Below are 18854 nucleotides of genomic sequence, written 5' to 3'. Positions count from 1 at the left end.
AACACTCGTAAACAAGTATATATAGTAAAAATAACTGCGTTGATGTTATACTAGCTAATTCGCAAACGCTAAGATAAAGAACGTTGTGAGCTAAACAAAATCAAGCACAAACTTGACTCGTAAAGCAGACAATCACAGCACCGTTTAACGGGTTGAAAATAAGTTATATTTCAATAGGATAAAACTTATTCGCGTTTAACAACTCCTAATAAATGTAAGGTATATTGTGCAAAGCAAGCAGTCCCAGATAAAACTCCTGATTGCAAAAGGTAAAGAGCAAGGTTACTTGACCTTCGCAGAAGTCAACGACCACCTACCTCCAGACATCGTAGATTCGGATCAAATAGAAGATATCATCCGAATGATAAACGACATGGGTATTAAAGTCTCAGAGTCAGCACCTGACTCCGATGAACTACTCATGCAAGAAACCACAGCCGATGAAGATGTTGCCGAGGCCGCTGCACAAGCGCTCGCGACTGTTGAAAGTGAAATCGGTCGCACCACTGACCCCGTACGTATGTACATGCGCGAGATGGGCACCGTTGAACTGCTTACTCGTGAGGGCGAAATTGAAATCGCCAAGCGCATTGAAGACGGCATCAACCAAGTTCAATGCTCGGTTGCAGAGTATCCTGAAGCCATCACATACCTCCTTGACCAATGGGACCTGTATGAAGCTGAAGAGCTTCGTATCAGTGACATCATCATCGGTTTCGTTGATCCTAACGAGCAAGACGTAGCTCCAACAGCAACGCACATAGGCTCAGAGCTATCTGAAGAAGAGCTGGATGACGAAGATGGCGACAGCGATGACGAAGACGAGGAAGAAGAAGATACAGGCGTTGATCCTGAGCTTGCTCGAGAAAAGTTTACTGCCCTACGTGAGCAATATGCAAAAGCCCGCGACGTTATAGAGTCGAAAGGTCGCTCACACAAAGCAGCTCGCAAGGAAATCAATCAACTTAGCGAAGTTTTCAAAGAATTCCGCCTAGTGCCCAAGCAATTTGACCGCATGGTTAAGAATATGCGCGGCATGATGGACAGAGTTAGAATTCAAGAACGCCTTGTAATGAAGTACTGCGTTGTTAACGCTAAAATGCCTAAGAAAGAGTTCATAAAGGCTTTTGCTGGCAATGAGACAAGTACCGACTGGCTATACAAATTACTTGAAAGCAAAGCTGCTTACGTAGAAAAGCTTCATGAATTTAAAGAAGAGATAGAGCGCAGCGTAAGCAAAATGAATGCTGTTGAAGCCGAAACAGGGCTTGTTATTCCTGACATTAAAGACATAAATCGAAGAATGTCTATCGGTGAAGCTAAGGCTCGTAGGGCGAAGAAAGAAATGGTTGAAGCCAACCTTCGCTTGGTAATTTCAATAGCTAAGAAATACACCAACCGTGGTTTACAATTCTTGGATTTGATTCAAGAAGGTAACATCGGTCTGATGAAAGCAGTTGATAAATTTGAGTACCGTCGTGGTTATAAATTTTCAACTTACGCAACATGGTGGATACGTCAAGCAATCACTCGTTCAATTGCCGACCAAGCAAGAACAATACGTATTCCCGTGCACATGATCGAGACAATAAATAAACTTAACCGTATTTCTCGTCAAATGTTGCAAGAAATGGGACGCGAGCCAACACCTGAGGAATTGTCCGAACGCATGATCATGCCTGAAGACAAAATCCGCAAAGTGCTAAAAATCGCGAAAGAGCCTATTTCGATGGAAACTCCCATAGGTGATGATGAAGATTCGCACTTAGGTGACTTTATTGAAGATAGTACTATCGTTCAACCACTTGATTCAGCAACCGGCGGTAGTCTGAAGGATGCAACTCAAGAAGTACTGGCAGGCTTAACGGCCCGCGAAGCGAAAGTCCTTAGAATGCGTTTTGGTATCGACATGAACACCGACCACACTTTGGAAGAAGTAGGTAAGCAGTTCGATGTGACTCGTGAGCGTATACGTCAGATAGAAGCCAAGGCTTTGCGTAAGTTACGCCACCCTAGCCGCTCTGAACAGCTTAAAAGTTTTCTTGACGACTAGTTCGGTACGCTAGTGCTGGAGTGACTATAGCCCTTGTTTGGGCTCTTGCACAAAATATAAAAAACTCGCTATTTGGTTCAACCAATAGCGAGTTTTTTTATGCTGATAGTTTTGCTATGAGCTTAACAAAGGCTTGTAAATGCTCGTCTACTCCGCTTTGCTAAGGTCATTAACCGTAAGCTCACGCTCTCCCTTAGCATAAGGCAGTTCTTTTTCTAACTCTTCTAACTTCTTCGTTCGTTTTTCTGGTGAGCCTGTTCCACGAGCAAGATACGCATAAGCAGTAGGCACAATAAACAAAGTCATAAATGCTGAAAAAAGAACACCGGCAAAAATAACCATCCCGATCACCGCTCTGGATTCTGCACCTGGTCCAGAGGCTAACACTAAGGGCAACGAGCTAAAAACAGTTGTGAAACCGGTCATAACTATAGGGCGTAAACGCAGCATAGATGCCTTTTTTAAGGCCTCTTCAAACTCTACACCACTGTCGCGTAATTGATTGGCAAACTCAACGATCAGTATGCCATTTTTAGCGGCAAGGCCTATCAGCATAACTAAGCCTATCTGACTATAAATATTCAGTGACATGCCAGCGAAATAAAGCCCAACATAGGCTCCCACCAACGCTAGCGGCACGGTTAACATGATAACTAAAGGATGGATCCAACTCTCAAATTGCGCCGCTAAGACTAGGTAAGTGACGGCAAGTGCTAAGGCAAAAATGAAGATGAAGGATGAACCGGACTCTTGGTAGAGTTGCGATTGCCCTTTGTAGTCAATGGATACTCCTTCAGGCAATTCGGTTGCGACGATATTTTCAAGATAAGCGAGGGCTTCACCGACGGTATAATCATCGGCTAAATTCGCGCTGATGGTGATAGCGCGCATGCGGTTGTATCGATTAAGTGTGTTAGACGTTGCACGCTCAGAGATATTCAGTAAGTTATCCATGGGAATAAGCTCACCCGTTCGATCCGAACGTACATAAATATTGTCGATACTGTTAGGGCTTCGATAATCTGCTTCATTACCCTCCATGACAACGTCATACTCTTGGCCTCTGTCGAGGTAAGTAGATACTCGACGTTGACCCAGCATTGTTTCTAAGGTGCGACCAACCTCAGAAATTGACACACCAAGGTCAGCCGCTCTATCACGGTCGATATTAACCAGCAATTGCGGAGAGGTTTCTTTGTAGTCGGAATCTAGGCGCAATAATTTTGGGTTTTCAGCGGCTTTCTCCATGACGATGTCCCGCCAAGAAATTAGCTCTTCATAGGTATTTCCTTGCAAAACAAATTGCACAGGACGCCCAAGCCCTCTTCCGCCTAAAGCTGAACGCATAATAGCAAAAGCTCTTACATCAGGTATCTGAGAAAGCTTGCCGCTGATCTCATTCATTAGCGCGAAGGTGTCTCGTTCGCGAGTGTCCCAATCCGCAGCACCAACAATCGCAATACCGGCGGTACCACCGAAGCCAGGGGTTCTTACTAAAATACGCTTGGCCTCTCCTGCTTCCTTATAAGGCAGAAGGATATCTTCGATAACTTTGAGATTTCTAGCATTACTTTCATAACTCGCTCCCTCTTGCGCTTGCATGAGGATAAAAAAGTTACCGCGGTCTTCACGGGGCACAAACTCTTCTGGAATCTTACTTTGTAATTGCACCAGGGCAACAATGCTTATAATGACAATAAACAACATAATGAAAGGTTGTTTAATGGTAGTACCTAAGCTCTTGTAATAACGCAACTCCAACTTTTTGAAGCTGACATCAACCCAGCGGCCAAAACCTGAGCTACGCTCGCGTTTTTTAAGAATTTTCGACGCTAACATGGGCGACAAGGTGAGTGCGGTGAAACTCGAAAAGGCAACCGCTGCTGCTATCGCAATAGCAAATTCAGTAAACAGCCGGCCTATATTTCCTTCCAAAAAGACTAATGGCAGAAACACTGAAATCAATACTAGCGTCGTCGCGATTACGGCAAAGCCAACTTCTTTTGCGCCTCGAAAAGCAGCGAGTAAAGGCGGCTCTCCGAGCTCTATACGGCGATAAATATTCTCAAGCACCACAATAGCATCATCTACGACTAAGCCTATCGCCAACACTAAGGCAAGTAGAGTCAGAAGGTTAATTGAGAAACCTAACATATACATGACGATAAAGGCGGCAACCAAAGAAACAGGAACAGTCAGCGCCGGAATGATAGTGGCCCGGACATTCCCTAAAAAGAGATAAATAACCACGATTACCATGAACATCGCAATGCCTAGGGTGTTGTAAACTTCATTAATGGACTCTTCGATAAATACGGAGGAATCGTAACTTGCCACAACATAAATGTTTGACGGTAATGTAGCTTCGATTCTTTTAATGGCTTCCCGCGCAGAACGAGCAACTTCCAGCGTGTTGGCTTTTGATTGTTTGACAATGCCAAGTCCGATCATGTTAACGCCGTCACCACGGAAATCAGTTTCATCATCTTCTGCTGCAAGTTCGACGGTGGCAACTTCAGACAGGCGAATCAAAAAACCGTCGATACCAGCCTTAATTGTAAGATTGGCAAAATCTTTAGGACTAAGAAAGGAGCGGGCTACTCGAACATCAAAGTCGCGCTCATTTGATTCCACTCTGCCTGCTGGAAGTTCGACATTCTCAGAGCGAATTACTCTCTCGATATCGCCCACAGTGATACCACGTGCAGCCATCGCATTGCGATCAAGCCATACCTTCATCGCATAGGTACGACCGCCACCAATTTGCACTCTAGCAACACCTTCGGCAGTTGACAGTCGGTCAACTATAAAACGGTCGGCATAATCGGTTAACTCCATGGTATTAAGGTTGGTACTGCGAAGGTTGTACCAAACGATAACATCTTCATCGCTATTTGATTTTGACACTTCAGGAGGGAGCGCTTGGTCGGGTAAGTTGTTTAAAGCACGTGACACTCGCTCACGCACATCATTTGAAGCGGCATCAATATCACGACTCAGATTAAATTCTATTGTGATACTGGAGCGCCCATTACGACTAGAGGAATTAATATTCTTAATGCCTTCAATACCGCTTATCCTGTCTTCAAGGAGTTGTGTAATACGAGTTTCAATAATTTCCGCCGAAGCCCCTGGATAGTTCGTATTAATCGATACTATAGGAGGGTCGATGTCGGGATATTCTCGAAGCGACAAAAAGCTAATGGCAACAATACCAAACACCAATAAGATAAGATTGACAACGGATGCAAAAACCGGACGCTTTACCGATATATCTGAAAGTAACATAGTGACTCCTATTGCTCAGTTTTAGTGGCGGCAATGGGCTCAACTTTCGCACCATCTCTCACTTTCAGCGTACCTTCAATGACCACTTTCTGGCCCTCATCTAGCCCATCAAGGATCTGCACCCATCCTGGCTTTCGCTGGCCTACTCTCACTTTGGTTTTGCGGGCAATAGCTTCCTCGTCCACAAGATACACAAATTGTGATTCCCCTTCAGGAATTAATGCTTGTTCGGGAATAACAAGCGCATCTACCACTCGTTTTTCTACATTGATTTGCAATAGCATACCAGGACGTAAACGATAATCAGGGTTTGGAATTTGCGCGCGCACTTGTATCGCTCGGGTGACAGGATCTATGCGAGAATCGATACTGCTTATTTCGCCTTTAAATAGCTCTCCTGGATAGGCAATGGAAGAAGCTGCGATAGCTTGTCCGGTTGCAACGCTAGCTAGATGAAGCTCTGAGATACTAAAATCGACTTTCACAATACTCAAATCATCAAGGGTTGAAATAAGATCACCCGGACGAACCAAAGAGCCTATACTTACTTGACGAATGCCCAAACGTCCTGCAAAAGGCGCACTGACTTTCAATTCTGCCAACTGCGCATCGGCAACATCTTTTTGAGCGCTTATCGCATCGACTCGGGCAATTTGCTCGTCGAGTAACTGCTCGGATGCCACATTTTGCTTTGCTAAATCTCTTATTCTTGTTAATTGGCGCTTTGCTTCGGCTAAGTTAATTGAAAGCTCGTTCACTCTTGCGCGTTCTTGTTGGTCATTTAGCTCGATCAGTAACTGTCCTTTTTCTACGATATCACCATCTTCAAACAGTACCGTTTTTACGGTCTCGGCTTGCTGTGCCGTCAAATTAACAGACTCGTTAGCAACTGCCGTACCTAGCGCCTCAACAACAATTGGGAAAGCTTGGTTTTGCGCCTCAGCAACAACCACCTGCGTACTCCCTCGGCCACGTTGCTGCGCATCTTCTTCTTGAGCAGGCAAGTTGAGATATATTACAAAACCCAACAATGCTATTGCCCCAATGAATAAAGGAGAGATTTTCACAAATTTGGTCATTTTACGTCCTATCTAATACAGCAAGGCAGAGCCTTATGATGCGGCGTTCATGCGCTTGCTATGAGTGTTTAATTGCCTTATCTGCATGTAGCAAATACTTCGATATAAGCTGCTCAGATTTATACGCTAAGTGTAGTTCAAGTGCCTGATTTTGCTTGTTCTCATTTTATTTTTTTATTCTCAAGATAACTTGATTAACACCTAGTTGAGCAGTACTGTTTATAGCATGCGCTTTGTTTACTGATTACAGAGAAATACGGATTGAAACTATTTTATATTGCCATCGCTTTTTGCTTGGTCGCTTGTTCTGAAGTTCCTCCGCCATCGCCCACTTGCAGAGTATCAAATGCCTTTGAGGGAGACTATCAAGGGCCCTCAGCTTGTTTAATTAGAGTACAAAACTCGTTGCTCGTGCTTGAACGAGCCTCAACTGGCCTATATGACCTAGCAATTGGTGATTCTCTTTCAAACGAATCGGCACAATGCACAGCGCATCGTCAAATGTGGGAAAATACCGGCTTCAATGTTGAGGTTGATCAGCTTTTGAGTATTACGCCGGACGGTACACACTTATTTAAATGCCATCTATCAGGTGGCTTTGATGCATTTGATGTAAAGGTGGAGCCACCAGATTGGGCCAGTAGTAGTGTCGCTGAAATACATTTCGTTAATCCTTTTGACACTCGCACCGATAATTGGACACACCCAGATAATTTAATTATGTATAGAGATGGTTATGTTGCGATAGGTTTTGTAGAATCTAACAAATAGCAGCTTTATGCACTTTTTCAGTACAAAATACGTCCATTTATGAGATTTTCGCGTATTTTAACGACAAATAATAATGCGAATGATACATAGAATTGCGATGTGCTTAGTGCAAGCAATTTTAAGAGCATTAGCAAATTTCAATTTTTGATAACCACTAATTTTATCGGAGTTTATATGCCCCAGTTCAAAGCCCCTATTGCAGACTTTCAGTTTCTTCTCAATGATTGGCTTGGTATCGACGAGCACTATCAAAGCGTTGGTGCTGAGGGCATGGATGCTGAGCTCGTTAACGAAATAATTGCACAAGGTGCAAAGTTTGCAGAAGAAGCGGTTGCCCCCCTCAACAGGGAAGGCGACGAAGAGGGTTGTAAGCTCGTTGATGGCCAAGTATCTACCCCAACTGGATTTGCAGAGGCCTACCACGAATACGTAGCCAACGGCTGGAATGCGATGCTTGGCAACCCTGACTTTGATGGCCAAGACCTACCCTATTCTGCAGCGGTACCCGTTCATGAAATGCTTAACTCTGCCAATCTAAGTTGGCGCTTAACAACGATGCTGACAGAAAGCGCGGTACTAGCAGTCGATAAACATGCTAGCGAAGAGCTCAAAACAGCTTATTTACCCAAGCTAATCAGTGGAGAATGGACAGGCACCATGAACCTTACTGAACCTCACGCTGGCACCGATTTAGCGCTATTGAACACAAAAGCCCTGCCGCAGGCAGATGGCTCGTATACCATTACCGGCAATAAAATATTTATTACTGGGGGCGATCAAGATTGGACTGATAACATCATACACCTGGTACTTGCGCGCTTGCCCGATGCACCTCCTGGTGTTCGTGGTATCAGCCTATTTCTAGTACCCAAATTTCTGCTGGATGAGCAAGGTCAACCTGCTGAACGCAACGCAGTAAGCGTAGGAAGTATTGAAAAGAAAATGGGTATCAAGGCCAGTCCTACCTGTGTTATGAACTATGACGAAGCTAAGGGTTGGCTCGTAGGGGAGGAAAATAAAGGCTTAGCGTGCATGTTTACTATGATGAACGACGCCAGATTCCAAGTCGGCCTACAAGGTCTTGGTGCAGCTGAAGCCTCGTTCCAAGGTGCACTGCAATATGCGCGCGAACGCATGCAGTCTCGCGCACCTCAGGGCGTTCAGCAACCTGAAAGCAAAGCCGATGCGATTATCCATCAGCCTGACGTGAAAAAAATGCTATTGACTCAAAAAGCCCTTACCGAAGGCTGCAGAGCATTATCTATGCTCTATGCACATCAAATGGATGTTGAAAAATATACTAGCGATGAGCGTCACGACAAAGCCAAAAAGGTCATTGCCTTTCTTACCCCTATTTGTAAAGGGTTCATGACAGATATGGGAACTGAGGTGACTAACATCGGCATACAAGTTTATGGTGGTCATGGTTATGTGCGCGAATGGGGCATGGAGCAATTAGTGCGAGATACGCGTATCGCCCAGCTATATGAAGGCACCAACGGTATACAGGCAGCTGACCTCATTGGCAGAAAGCTCACTCGTGATGGCGGCGATATGTTAAATGCAACGCTTGAATTGCTTGCTAGCCGAATTGCAGTAATGGCAGACGCGGGGCGTAAGCAGCAAGCTGAAGACTTGTTGAATGAGTGGCGAGATACTTCAACTAACTTATTGGGAGCTAGCCCTGAAAATGTAGCTGGCGCGGCTACTGACTACCTTCACTACAGTGCCTATTGTATATTGGGAATTTTGTGGCTCGACATGGCAAGTACTGCTGCTAACTCGTCGAATGAACTTATTAAAGAAGGTAAAGCAAACACAGCTAACTTCTTTATTAAGCGCCTATTACCGAGAAAAGATGTACATAAGTCTGTGGTGCTTGCAGCTGCCGATGATTTACTCGCACTTCAAGATCAACAGTTCGATTACGTATAGTCTTGAACTTTACCCTCGTATTCAAGACAAGCCTAGCGCTCCTAGCTTTTGCAGGGAATTCAGTTCTCTGCAGGCTTGCTCTTGAGGGCGGGAGCATTGACCCGACTTCCTTCACTAGCATTAGAATAGTCAGCGGGGCGATTACCCTAGGCATAATCTGCTTATTGTTGACGCCTAACAAGCTGAGCTTGTCAGGTGTGAATTTTAAGCACAGTGATTGGGTGAGTGGTCTTTCCTTGTTTATTTATGCAGCGGCTTTTTCTTTTGCTTACATAAGCCTTGCAACCGGCACTGGTGCTTTAATCCTATTCGCCAGCGTTCAAATAACCATGCTTGGGGTAGCTATATTCAAAGGGCTCCGTTTGAATCTGCTGCAATGGACAGGCTTCATTTTCGCAATTGCAGGTTTGGTTTATTTATTACTGCCAGGTTTGAGTGCACCGCCATTGTTTGGCGCGTTATTGATGATGTGTTCTGGTATTGCCTGGGGAGTCTATTCTATCAAGGGTAAAACAGCTGGTGAACCAACCCTAGCCACCACCGAAAATTTTTTGCGGGCACTACCCTATTGTTTAGCTCTATTGGTCTTAATGCTCGTTCTACCCATCGGCAAATTTCATATTGACGCCCACGGTTTAGGGTTAGCCATCGCGTCTGGTGCCATTACTTCTGGCCTTGGTTATGCGATATGGTATGCCGTACTGCCAAGTTTGAAGGCAGCATCAGCTGCCACCTTACAACTGACCGTGCCGATAATTGCTACAATAGGTGGTCTCATCTGGGTTCAAGAGAGCATCACTTTACGACTCATCATTGCCTCTGCGAGTATTTTAGGTGGCGTTGCACTCGTGGTTTGGCAATCAGGAAAGTCCGAGCAAACTTGATTCATTTTGCGATACGGCACCAAGCGCACGCTGCAAATCATCAAGAATATCGCTTACATCCTCCAAACCTACCGACAAACGAATTAGACCATCACTAATTCCGTGTTCAGCCCTTTCTTCAGGCGTGTAAGTTGAGTGAGTCATACTTGCTGGGTGTTGTATTAAGCTTTCGGCATCACCTAGAGATACCGCTCGTTGGATCATCGTGAGTTGGTTCATCATTTTGATCCCAGCCTCTACCCCACCTTTTACTTCAAAAGTAATCATGCCGCCGAAATCTGACATTTGCTCCTTAGCTAAAGCGTGTTGAGCAAAACTCTTTAAACCTGGGTAACAAACCTTCTCAACGCTGGGATGCGCCTCTAACATTTTGGCCACCCTCATTGCACTGCTGCAATGCCTATCCATTCTTAAGGCTAAGGTTTTCATGCCGCGCATAACTAGCATCGCATTAAAAGGCGCCATGCAGGCTCCAGTCATGTCCTTCATTCCGTACAAACGGATTTCGTCGATGATTGCTTTTGGCCCAGCGATCAGGCCCGCAACCAAATCACCGTGGCCGCCTAAGTATTTGGTAGCAGAATGTACGACCAAATCAGCCCCCAAGGAAATGGGTTGGCTAAGGTAGGGTGTTGCATAAGTGTTATCCACCACAACTGTTGCACCTAGCTCATGTGCTACGGCGCTCACAGCCTTAATATCAACCAAACGCATGTTAGGATTAGCCGGTGTTTCAAAATAAACAACTTTGCATTGATTTGATATCGCAGCTTTAAGCGCATCGATGCTAGAAAGGTCGACGTGAGTTACTTTGATACCAAATTTCGCCAAGCCATGATGTAAGAAACTAAATGTACAACCATACAGGGTTTTATCGACAATAATTTCATCGCCAGGACGCAGCAGTGTCCACATTGTAGAAGAAATAGCGGCTATACCAGAGGCCAAAGCAAGGCCGGCTTCGGTGTTTTCAAGTGCCGCAATTCTTTTCTCTAAGATATCAAGCGTCGGATTTGAAATTCGTGAGTAAAAGTGACCCTCTCTCTCCCCAGCAAACATCTCACCGCCCACTTCGGCGCTTTCGAAAGTGAAAGTAGAGCTTAAGTGTATTGGAGGCGTGAGAGAGCCTTCGTTTTTTTGCGCATCGTAGCCGTAATGAATTGCTAAAGTAGAGAAGTTTGTTGATTGAGTTGTCATGTAAGTTCAATGCCATATTCACGTTTTTCACATTATATGCCTATAAAAGAGGTGAATTCGTGTTTCTTAGCTATCAATTCACAGCGATATTGGCATAATATGCCAAAATCTTGGATGATATAGTCAACTCAGGTAAGACCACTATGGATAATAAAGACAGAGAAATCATTCGTGAGCTTCAAACAGATGGGCGAATGAGTAACCAAGAACTTGCCAATAAAGTCAATTTAAGCCCCTCACCTTGCTTACGTCGACTAAGAAACCTAGAGTCACAAGGCGTTATAAAAAGCTATGGCGTAGAGGTAGATGCTCAAGCCTATGGCTTACCTATTACCGTTTTTGCTCGCGTACAACTAGAAAAACACAGCGCCGATATTGTCTCAAATTTTGAGCAACATATTGAATTTGCTGAACAAGTATTAGAGTGCTATGTCATGACGGGAGTTTCGGATTATTTATTAAAAATAGTAGTCGCGGATTTACAGGCCTACGAAGTTTTTGTAAGAAAAGTACTTCACCCTATTGGCAGCATTGCGTCAATAGATACTAGTTTTGCCTATGGAACGGTTAAAAAAACGGGCGTATTCCCTCCCATTTAGTTTAATTTTCACTTATTTAATGGCAATAAGCGCCGACGGAACAGATAAATGACATCAAGTAGTTTGAAACGATACACTTTACAAAACCAAAATGGCATGGAAGTAGAACTCTGTGACTTAGGCGCAAGAATACTCTCTATCAAAGTACCTAATAGAGAGGGTAAATTGGTCGAAACCACTCAAAACCATGACTCTGACGAAGCGATAATTAACGACGACTCATACATGGGAGCTACTTGCGGAAGGACCGCAAACCGCATTTCTGGCGCCCAATTTACCCTAGATGGCGAACACTTCACACTGAGCGCAAACGAAGGCGCGAATAATCTCCATGGCGGACAATATGGTTTCTCAAAGCGTCGATGGATAAGCGACGGCGTAGACTCGACTCAGTCGCGAATTAAGTTCAGTTTACTATCAGGTGACGGAGACCAAGGTTTTCCTGGTGATCTTGCAGTCGATATCATTTATAGCTTGAGTGAGGATAACGCGCTTAAATTTGAATTTAAAGCAACAAGTAGCAAAGCAACACCCATCAATTTGTGTAATCACGTTTACTTTACAATGGGCGAGTCGAGTATTCATAATCTCAGCCTTCAAATTCAAGGCGATGCCTACTTGGAAGTTGATGATCAAAGTATTCCTCTAGGAGACTTTACACCCGTTAAAGATACTCGCTTTGACTTTACTAAAACTGCGACCCTCGCTAGCAAATTACAAGAAGGCGTATACGATCACTGTTACAGGGTAACTTCAAGTGAAATGGCCACGCTTAAATCGCTAAAAAACGGGCTTGAACTGACGGTGGAATCAGATCATGTAGGACTGCAACTTTATACTGGGAACTTCTTAGCACAACCACAATCAGCCGTATGCTTAGAAGCACAAGGCTATCCAGATGCAATTAATCACGACGGGCTAGCGCATGATATTCTGCGCCCAGGCGAGGAATATCAGCGTTATGTGGTTTATCGATATAAGCAGATTTAGTAGGCTAACGAAGGCTAGTCGGCTGTTCAATCTCGTATAAGGCTTCATCGATTTGGGCAATTTTTTCTTCAACTCTGAGCTTAGCATCATATAAACCACGATTGTAGAAATAGGCGCCCATCTCTTCACTGATGAAGTCGAGCAAAAAGTCGCCGTCAAATTGCCCAAGTTCGAAATCGAGTTCTTTGCTCATATAGGCTTGTAACTTATGTATCAGTATCTCTTTCTCTTGAGCGCTAAACTTTATGCTCATATTAACACTCCGTTAGAAGAGGCTTTTCCCAAAATAACGCGCTCCCCATTTCAGGATCAAGCTCGTAGGCACTAAAACCGGCTTTCAAGTAAGCGTTTTTTGCTGCGAGGTTACCCTCTAAAACTTCTAAGGTGAGCTTGCAGCAACCCATTTCCTTGGCAATAAGCTCAACTTCAGCCAGCAATCGTTGGCTCAGATTCAAGCCTCGAAATGTCTTCTTAACAGCAAAATCATGAATATTGATAAGGGGTTTGCACTTAAAAGTAGAGAAACTTTCAATACAATTAGTGAACGCTGCGGCTTCGTCATCAACATAGCAGATAAGCGAAAACATAAAGCTACGGCTTTTAAGTGCGTCAATTAAGCCTGCCATTGTGTTATCCGATAATGCTTGTGCGCCGCCCATTGGATCTTGGGCATAATCATTTAGTAAATGAAGTAGATCCGCAGCTTGTGCCTTATCGGAATAGTCTACTCTTTTAATCTCTATATTCATCTCTGTCTTCCTTTACCACAGCTTTTTAGAGCGCCTTTAAATCAATAAAGCTTGCATTTAATAGCCGTTCGATAACTTGTGCTGTAACCGCAATTTCAAGCCCCCGACGACCACCGCTAACAAATATTCGTGATTGGTTTTGAGCACTGCTATCTATGATTGTATTAAGTCGTCGCTTCTGCCCAAAAGGTGATACACCGCCAAGTACATAACCCGTTACTTTTTGTACTTTTTGAGCATCAGCCATCTTTGCTTTTTTCACGCCACAAGCTTTGGCTAGTTTCTTCATGCTTAGCTTACTATCTGCGGGTAACAAGGCAACAACTAATTCGTCAGTATCAAGCTCAACTAACAAGGTTTTAAATACCGCTTGAACGGGCAAATTCAGTTTTTCAGCGGCCTCACTCGCATAACTTTCCGCCCCAGCTTCATGCTCGTACTGCAATAATTCATAGGTCTGTTTTTGTTTTTTCAAAATATTAACAGCGGGTGTCACACTAGCTCCCTTTCTACAAAATGTCATTGCACATAATTAAAGCTGAGAGTCACAAAAAAGCCAGCGTCATATAATGAGGCTGGCTTGATTTATGTATTGTTAGCTAAAGCTTATCTATTGAATAAATACGCAAGCCACCAAATGTAAACATCGCGGAAGCTTATACGGCCGCTATTGTCGAGGTCGGCTGCAGCATTGTAGCGACCGCTGCCTTCTCTAGCACCAAAAGCACGTATGATTTCAATGTAATCTCTAAAGTTCACAACGCCATCAGCATTAACATCGCCAAATATCGCTGGGTCAGCTTCTAAGAGTAGGCTCACAATAACAGGATCATGGTCTGACGAGCGATAAACGTTTTCACTCAAGAAGCTCGCTGGCTTGTCGGCGCTAGAACGTGGGAAACCAAGGCTGTAATCTAAGCCAGCATACTCATCTGCGTTAATATGCCATTCGGTAACGTCAACGACGAGTTCAAACGCAGCTTCGTTTGCTAATGCATAGTCTAATGAACCAAGTTGCCCAGCAAAACGATAGCTATAAGCCAACGGGCCATCTAGTTCACGCGCTACATCTTTGAAACCAGCATTCAACAAAGTTTGAATCGGATCTTCTTTCGCATAAGCATTTAGATCACCAATTATCATAATGGGTGTGTCCTGATACTGCTCAGCCAACCACACGTTGAGTGCTTGAGCCGCTCTATCACGCGTTACATTGCAGTTACCAGCTAGCGTGTCGCTATCGTTAGGTTGATTACAGCGACTGCTAAACCCTTTTGACTTCAAGTGGTTAACGTTGACAACGAAGGCTTTGTCGCTCTCGTTCAATGTGAAAGCTTGGGCAAAAGACGGTCGATTTAAACTAGTATCGAATAATGGCGCACCATTCTCATCAAGTATCGAGTTGTCTGAGGTCAACACTTTCAATGCGCCATCAAGGCTCACTGTCGACGTTTTGTACAACAGACCAACTGAAATTTCATCAGTACCTTGAGGCTCACCTGCATTCACGAAGCTATAGACATCGCCACCTAAGGTAGAATTGATATTGTCAACCAGTTGAGCAATCGAACTGAGCTCATCGAAACCATCATTTTCAATTTCCATTAAGCCGATTACATCAGCGTCAATCGCAATAATTGCATTGGTGATTTTCTGCAGTTGTAATTGATACTCTTCAAAAGTTCCAGCGCCACGAGCCGTTGGGAAGCCATTGCCCGTGCCATCACCATTGAATAGGTTAAGAACATTGAAGCTAGCTACCTTCAGGTTACCTTCTTCAAGTTCTGGAGCTTCTTGTCTCGGGTTATTTTGCTCAAGCGTTAAGCTATCAACAGGACGAATTCTATAATTATTAAAACCATAATCGAGCACACCTGTCACGCTAACAAAAGAATCGCCGATGCGCACGGGGTTACTTGCATCAAAACCACCAACAGGATAGACAAGTTCTTGAGCCGTGCCGTTAAGCAAATCGTCAAGAACAATACGATTGCGTTGGTTCTTGTCGTTGAGCTCTGCCGCCTCTGCGCTATCTGCAGCAAATAGATGGGTTGGGCTGTATTTCACTTCACTAGACAAAGCGAGCTCACCAAAACGCCCGTAATTGCTTAAGTCGGTCACAAACCATTCTTGCGCACTAGTTATGAGCATGTTCTCTACTGATTCTAGGCTTTCTTCAGGGCCTAGTGGCAGCGTTACTTCACTTGCGCTTGCTAGGTCACTTGTACAAGAAGCAGACAAGAGCGTTGCATTTATTTGCGTTCTATCAAAGTTTTCATCAACAGTACCTAGCACACGTATAACATCGCCACTTTGAAGCTCTACACCCTCAAAGGAAGTGAAAACAAAAACACCTTCAGAAGTGAGTGGGTTATTATCTACGTCAGTGTCCTCTTCCTGCATGAAGAAGCCATTCAGCGACGGTGTAACTAAAGTAACAACGCCTTCAACAACCACTTGTTGACCGATTAATGGCGAAGACTCTCCTTCACCTTGCACAGCATGAATGCGTGTTGCATCATCGAAACAGAAACCGAGTAGCTCTTCATCTGTTTGTTCGCCAGATCCGTCACCGCCGTCGCCATTGCCACCATCTGGGAAACCTGCATAAAAGCCGATATCACTGGTATCATTTTGAGGAAAACCGTCCCATTCAACAGCTGGGTCAAACTCATCACTTCCGTCACTATCACCAACAGTCACACTCAACTTTCTGCGAATAGTATCGTTTTGAGTTCTGATATCACCTGAGCCCCAAACCGTTCTAACGCCAATTTGACCAATCACGTCGATGTTGCCATTTGCATCAGCCAAAGCCACGGCATCATCACCATTAAAGCTTAGTATTGATGACACCATATCGACCACATCTGTTCCGGCGATATCTGCTACAGGGTTAGAAATAACGAATACTGAGTTTGCGGCTAATATACCTTCGAGCTGGCTCTCACCTGTTATTGCAGGATTACCGTTCGCATAAACACGTATGCTGTATTCACTTAAGTCTACATCGCTGCCGGTAAGGTTTGCGATTTCAAGAATTTTGTTAAAACTAGACCCTTCAACATATTCTGAAATAATCAGGCCACCTGCGGTGCGGGTAAATGATGCTAATGGAATTAAGTCGTTAGCAGTGATGTTATCAAGAGCATCACGCCCACTAATGCTCCATTGCGCTGAGTCAAAAGTAGCACTGGGGCTAGAATCATTAACACGGTATGCAAAGCCATCAGTATACTCCCAAACTTCACCACTACCATCTACACCAGGAACACCGTAAGTGTCGGCCACGCTACCATTACAAACAAGTTGTACTACATCATCGCCATTATTATTGAGTTCACCGGTAACACCGTTTGGCGCAAAACCAAAGTAAGCACTAAAGTTCTCGATATCAGATGCAAAGTAGAGGAAGTCACCTTGTTTAGCTGAATTGTCGCCGCCTATATCAATGCTATAAACAGAACCATCAGGAAGGTTACCATTTGAGCCGCGATCAATACCGCAGACCGATAAGTCTGGGATATCTTGAGTCACAAACACTTCTATGCCTTTTGGTACGCCGCCGGGAAGCGTTGCATCAAAAATCGCAGAAATAAGCATTGGCGCATTGCTACTGTTACCATTGTCTGTTTCTTCACCAGAACCATTATCAGAGCCGTCGCCGTTATCGGAGCCGCCGTTGTCTGACCCGTCACCATTATCAGAGCCGCCTGTATCACCGCCATCAGTGACATCAGAACAGGTTTCAAGTGAATAAATCTCATCCACTAATTGCGGGTTATCAATGAAAGGATTTCGGTTACCTTGATACTGATAAATACGCTCGTTACGGTTTAGTTCAAAATCACTCACTGGGTCACCGTAGTGCCAGTTTAATAAGGTGCACAATTTGCCTAGAGTCGGCGTGCCGGTCGAGGTAATTCTATTTACTAATACCAGGTCGGTGTATGAACCACCAGCTTCGTAGCGTGTGTCCATGTATAACATCATGCGGGCAACATCACCTTTTACTTCAGCGCGTGGCTCGAAGGAGTCAGCGTCAACAAAGTTTGCTGCAGTTGCTGCCAATATTGCAGCGCGTAATTCAGGATCAGACTCTCGCGTAATTTGCGCTTCTGTTAACGGGGCATCACTCTCATCAAAATCAAGATTACCGCGGGCTGCATTTACTGAAATATCAGTTGGGCGAAGATGATGAATGTCGGTGTAAGGCTCATCATTTTGGTCTGGGAAGCCATGGCTTTTAGCCCATGTATGTTCGCGGTTCCAGTTATCACCATCACTAGATGCTACGCTTCCACTGCCATTCGACGCCTTCGGAATGGAGCGGCCAGAGTAAAGTAATATAACGTTGTCTCTATTTGATGGATCTTCATCAGTTACCGTCATCGCTGTCCAGACTTCGGAATAAGATAAACGGGTTATATCAGTAGAGATCACCTCACTCAATGCGGCTTTTATTTGAGCTGGCGTAGCGCTACCTGAACTAATTAGCGCGTTAACGCTTGCGTAGTAAACTGACGCATCAAATGTTGCTGGGTCTTTGAATTGGAACAAGTCAGGGCAGCCTGTGCAAACATCACCGCTTACACTTCCATCGTTATTATCGCTACCTTCTGAACCGCTGTCAGAGCCACCCTCAGAGCCACCCTCAGAATTACCATCAGAGCCGCCATCTGGACTGTCCACGGTACTGTGGCTTCCTAAATTTGAAAAATCGTCTTGCGGAAACACGTCCCATTCAACACTTGGGTCAAATTCGTTAGTACCGTCAGTATCACCCATTGTGATATTACTACGACGCACCAATGTTCTATTTTGAGTAGAATAAAAAACACCCTCTACGGTAGTCGAGTAAGCACTACCTGGGTCAACAAGATATTGGCCAACAGTATCTAAAACAACACGATTTCCAGCATCGTCTTGAACCACAAGCTCAAGATAGTCATCGCCATTGTAGAAGCTTGAGTTAGATAAAATTTGAGCTTGCGTAAGGATAGCATCGGCAGAGTCATTGTCAGCAATAACATAAGTGCTATATGCATCTAATGAACCGGACAAATTAATTGTGGTGCCCGCGTTTTCTCCACCATTAGCATATATAAGTAATTGATAATTACCTAGCTCAACAGCGGTGCCGCTATTATTGTATATTTCAACCGCTTTATTATTGCTCGAGCCCTCTATATATTCTGATATGAATACGTCAGCACTTGATGCAAAGCTCATAGAGCCTAGCAGAAGGGCACTTAAGGTTTTGATTTTCATGAGTTTCTGTCCGTGTGTTTTATAATTCTATCGCTAGA

13 protein-coding genes are annotated in these 18854 nt (G+C 44.3%); 6 read left to right on the top strand and 7 right to left on the bottom strand.

The window, feature by feature from the left end; genetic code table 11:
* Positions 1-223: 223 nt before the first annotated feature.
* Entirely contained in the window at positions 224-2053 is a 1830-nt protein-coding gene (gene rpoD, locus ISG33_RS00725; RefSeq protein WP_195732950.1) for an RNA polymerase sigma factor RpoD, read from the top strand.
* Positions 2054-2200: 147 nt separating this feature from the next.
* Here rpoD and ISG33_RS00720 read toward each other — a convergent pair whose 3' ends face one another.
* Both ISG33_RS00720 and ISG33_RS00715 read right to left on the bottom strand, forming a co-directional pair.
* On the bottom strand, positions 2201-5341 hold the full coding sequence (locus tag ISG33_RS00720) for an efflux RND transporter permease subunit (protein WP_195731672.1): 3141 nt from the start codon (positions 5339-5341) through the stop codon (positions 2201-2203).
* A gap of 8 nt (positions 5342-5349) precedes the next feature.
* On the bottom strand, positions 5350-6420 hold the full coding sequence (locus ISG33_RS00715; protein WP_195731671.1) for an efflux RND transporter periplasmic adaptor subunit: 1071 nt from the start codon (positions 6418-6420) through the stop codon (positions 5350-5352).
* Between the two features lie 261 nt (positions 6421-6681).
* Between ISG33_RS00715 and ISG33_RS00710 the strand changes: the two genes are divergently transcribed.
* The 3 genes from ISG33_RS00710 to ISG33_RS00700 all read left to right on the top strand — a co-directional run bounded on the left by ISG33_RS00710 (position 6682) and on the right by ISG33_RS00700 (position 10010).
* Positions 6682-7191 carry a hypothetical protein gene (locus ISG33_RS00710; protein ID WP_195731670.1) on the top strand — a complete coding sequence of 170 codons (510 nt, stop codon included), beginning with the start codon at positions 6682-6684 and terminating at the stop codon, positions 7189-7191.
* 174 nt (positions 7192-7365) lie between these two features.
* On the top strand, positions 7366-9126 hold the full coding sequence (locus tag ISG33_RS00705; protein WP_195731669.1) for an acyl-CoA dehydrogenase family protein: 1761 nt from the start codon (positions 7366-7368) through the stop codon (positions 9124-9126).
* 2 nt (positions 9127-9128) lie between these two features.
* A complete protein-coding gene (locus tag ISG33_RS00700; RefSeq protein ID WP_195731668.1) occupies positions 9129-10010 on the top strand; it encodes a DMT family transporter in 882 nt (293 codons plus the stop codon).
* On the opposite strand, the gene ISG33_RS00695 is transcribed toward ISG33_RS00700, so the two are convergent.
* Positions 9987-11207: a methionine gamma-lyase gene (locus tag ISG33_RS00695; RefSeq protein WP_195731667.1), complete on the bottom strand. Its 1221-nt coding sequence runs from the start codon at positions 11205-11207 to the stop codon at positions 9987-9989. The two genes, ISG33_RS00700 and ISG33_RS00695, sit on opposite strands and share 24 nt — an antisense overlap.
* Positions 11208-11350: 143 nt before the next feature.
* On the opposite strand from ISG33_RS00695, the gene ISG33_RS00690 reads away from it, so the two are divergent.
* Together ISG33_RS00690 and ISG33_RS00685 are read left to right on the top strand one after the other, a co-directional pair.
* Positions 11351-11806 carry an Lrp/AsnC family transcriptional regulator gene (locus tag ISG33_RS00690; RefSeq protein WP_195731666.1) on the top strand — a complete coding sequence of 152 codons (456 nt, stop codon included), beginning with the start codon at positions 11351-11353 and terminating at the stop codon, positions 11804-11806.
* Positions 11807-11854: 48 nt separating this feature from the next.
* Positions 11855-12796: an aldose epimerase family protein gene (locus ISG33_RS00685; protein WP_195731665.1), complete on the top strand. Its 942-nt coding sequence runs from the start codon at positions 11855-11857 to the stop codon at positions 12794-12796.
* 4 nt (positions 12797-12800) lie between these two features.
* Here ISG33_RS00685 and ISG33_RS00680 read toward each other — a convergent pair whose 3' ends face one another.
* The 4 genes from ISG33_RS00680 to ISG33_RS00665 form a co-directional block, all read right to left on the bottom strand.
* Positions 12801-13049, bottom strand: coding sequence for a DUF2164 domain-containing protein (locus ISG33_RS00680; protein WP_195731664.1), 249 nt, complete (start codon positions 13047-13049; stop codon positions 12801-12803).
* A 1-nt stretch (position 13050) separates the two neighbouring features.
* Positions 13051-13545, bottom strand: a complete 495-nt coding sequence (locus ISG33_RS00675) for a GNAT family N-acetyltransferase (protein WP_195731663.1) — start codon at positions 13543-13545, stop codon at positions 13051-13053.
* Between the two features lie 25 nt (positions 13546-13570).
* Positions 13571-14041: a Cys-tRNA(Pro) deacylase gene (gene ybaK, locus ISG33_RS00670; RefSeq protein WP_195731662.1), complete on the bottom strand. Its 471-nt coding sequence runs from the start codon at positions 14039-14041 to the stop codon at positions 13571-13573.
* Between the two features lie 110 nt (positions 14042-14151).
* Positions 14152-18816, bottom strand: coding sequence for an ExeM/NucH family extracellular endonuclease (locus tag ISG33_RS00665; RefSeq protein ID WP_195731661.1), 4665 nt, complete (start codon positions 18814-18816; stop codon positions 14152-14154).
* Positions 18817-18854: the final 38 nt, after the last annotated feature.

It is taken from the genome of Marinibium conchae, assembly GCF_015595035.1.
Lineage (GTDB): Bacteria > Pseudomonadota > Gammaproteobacteria > Enterobacterales > Alteromonadaceae > Glaciecola.
This window is presented reverse-complemented; position numbering and strand designations above follow the sequence as displayed.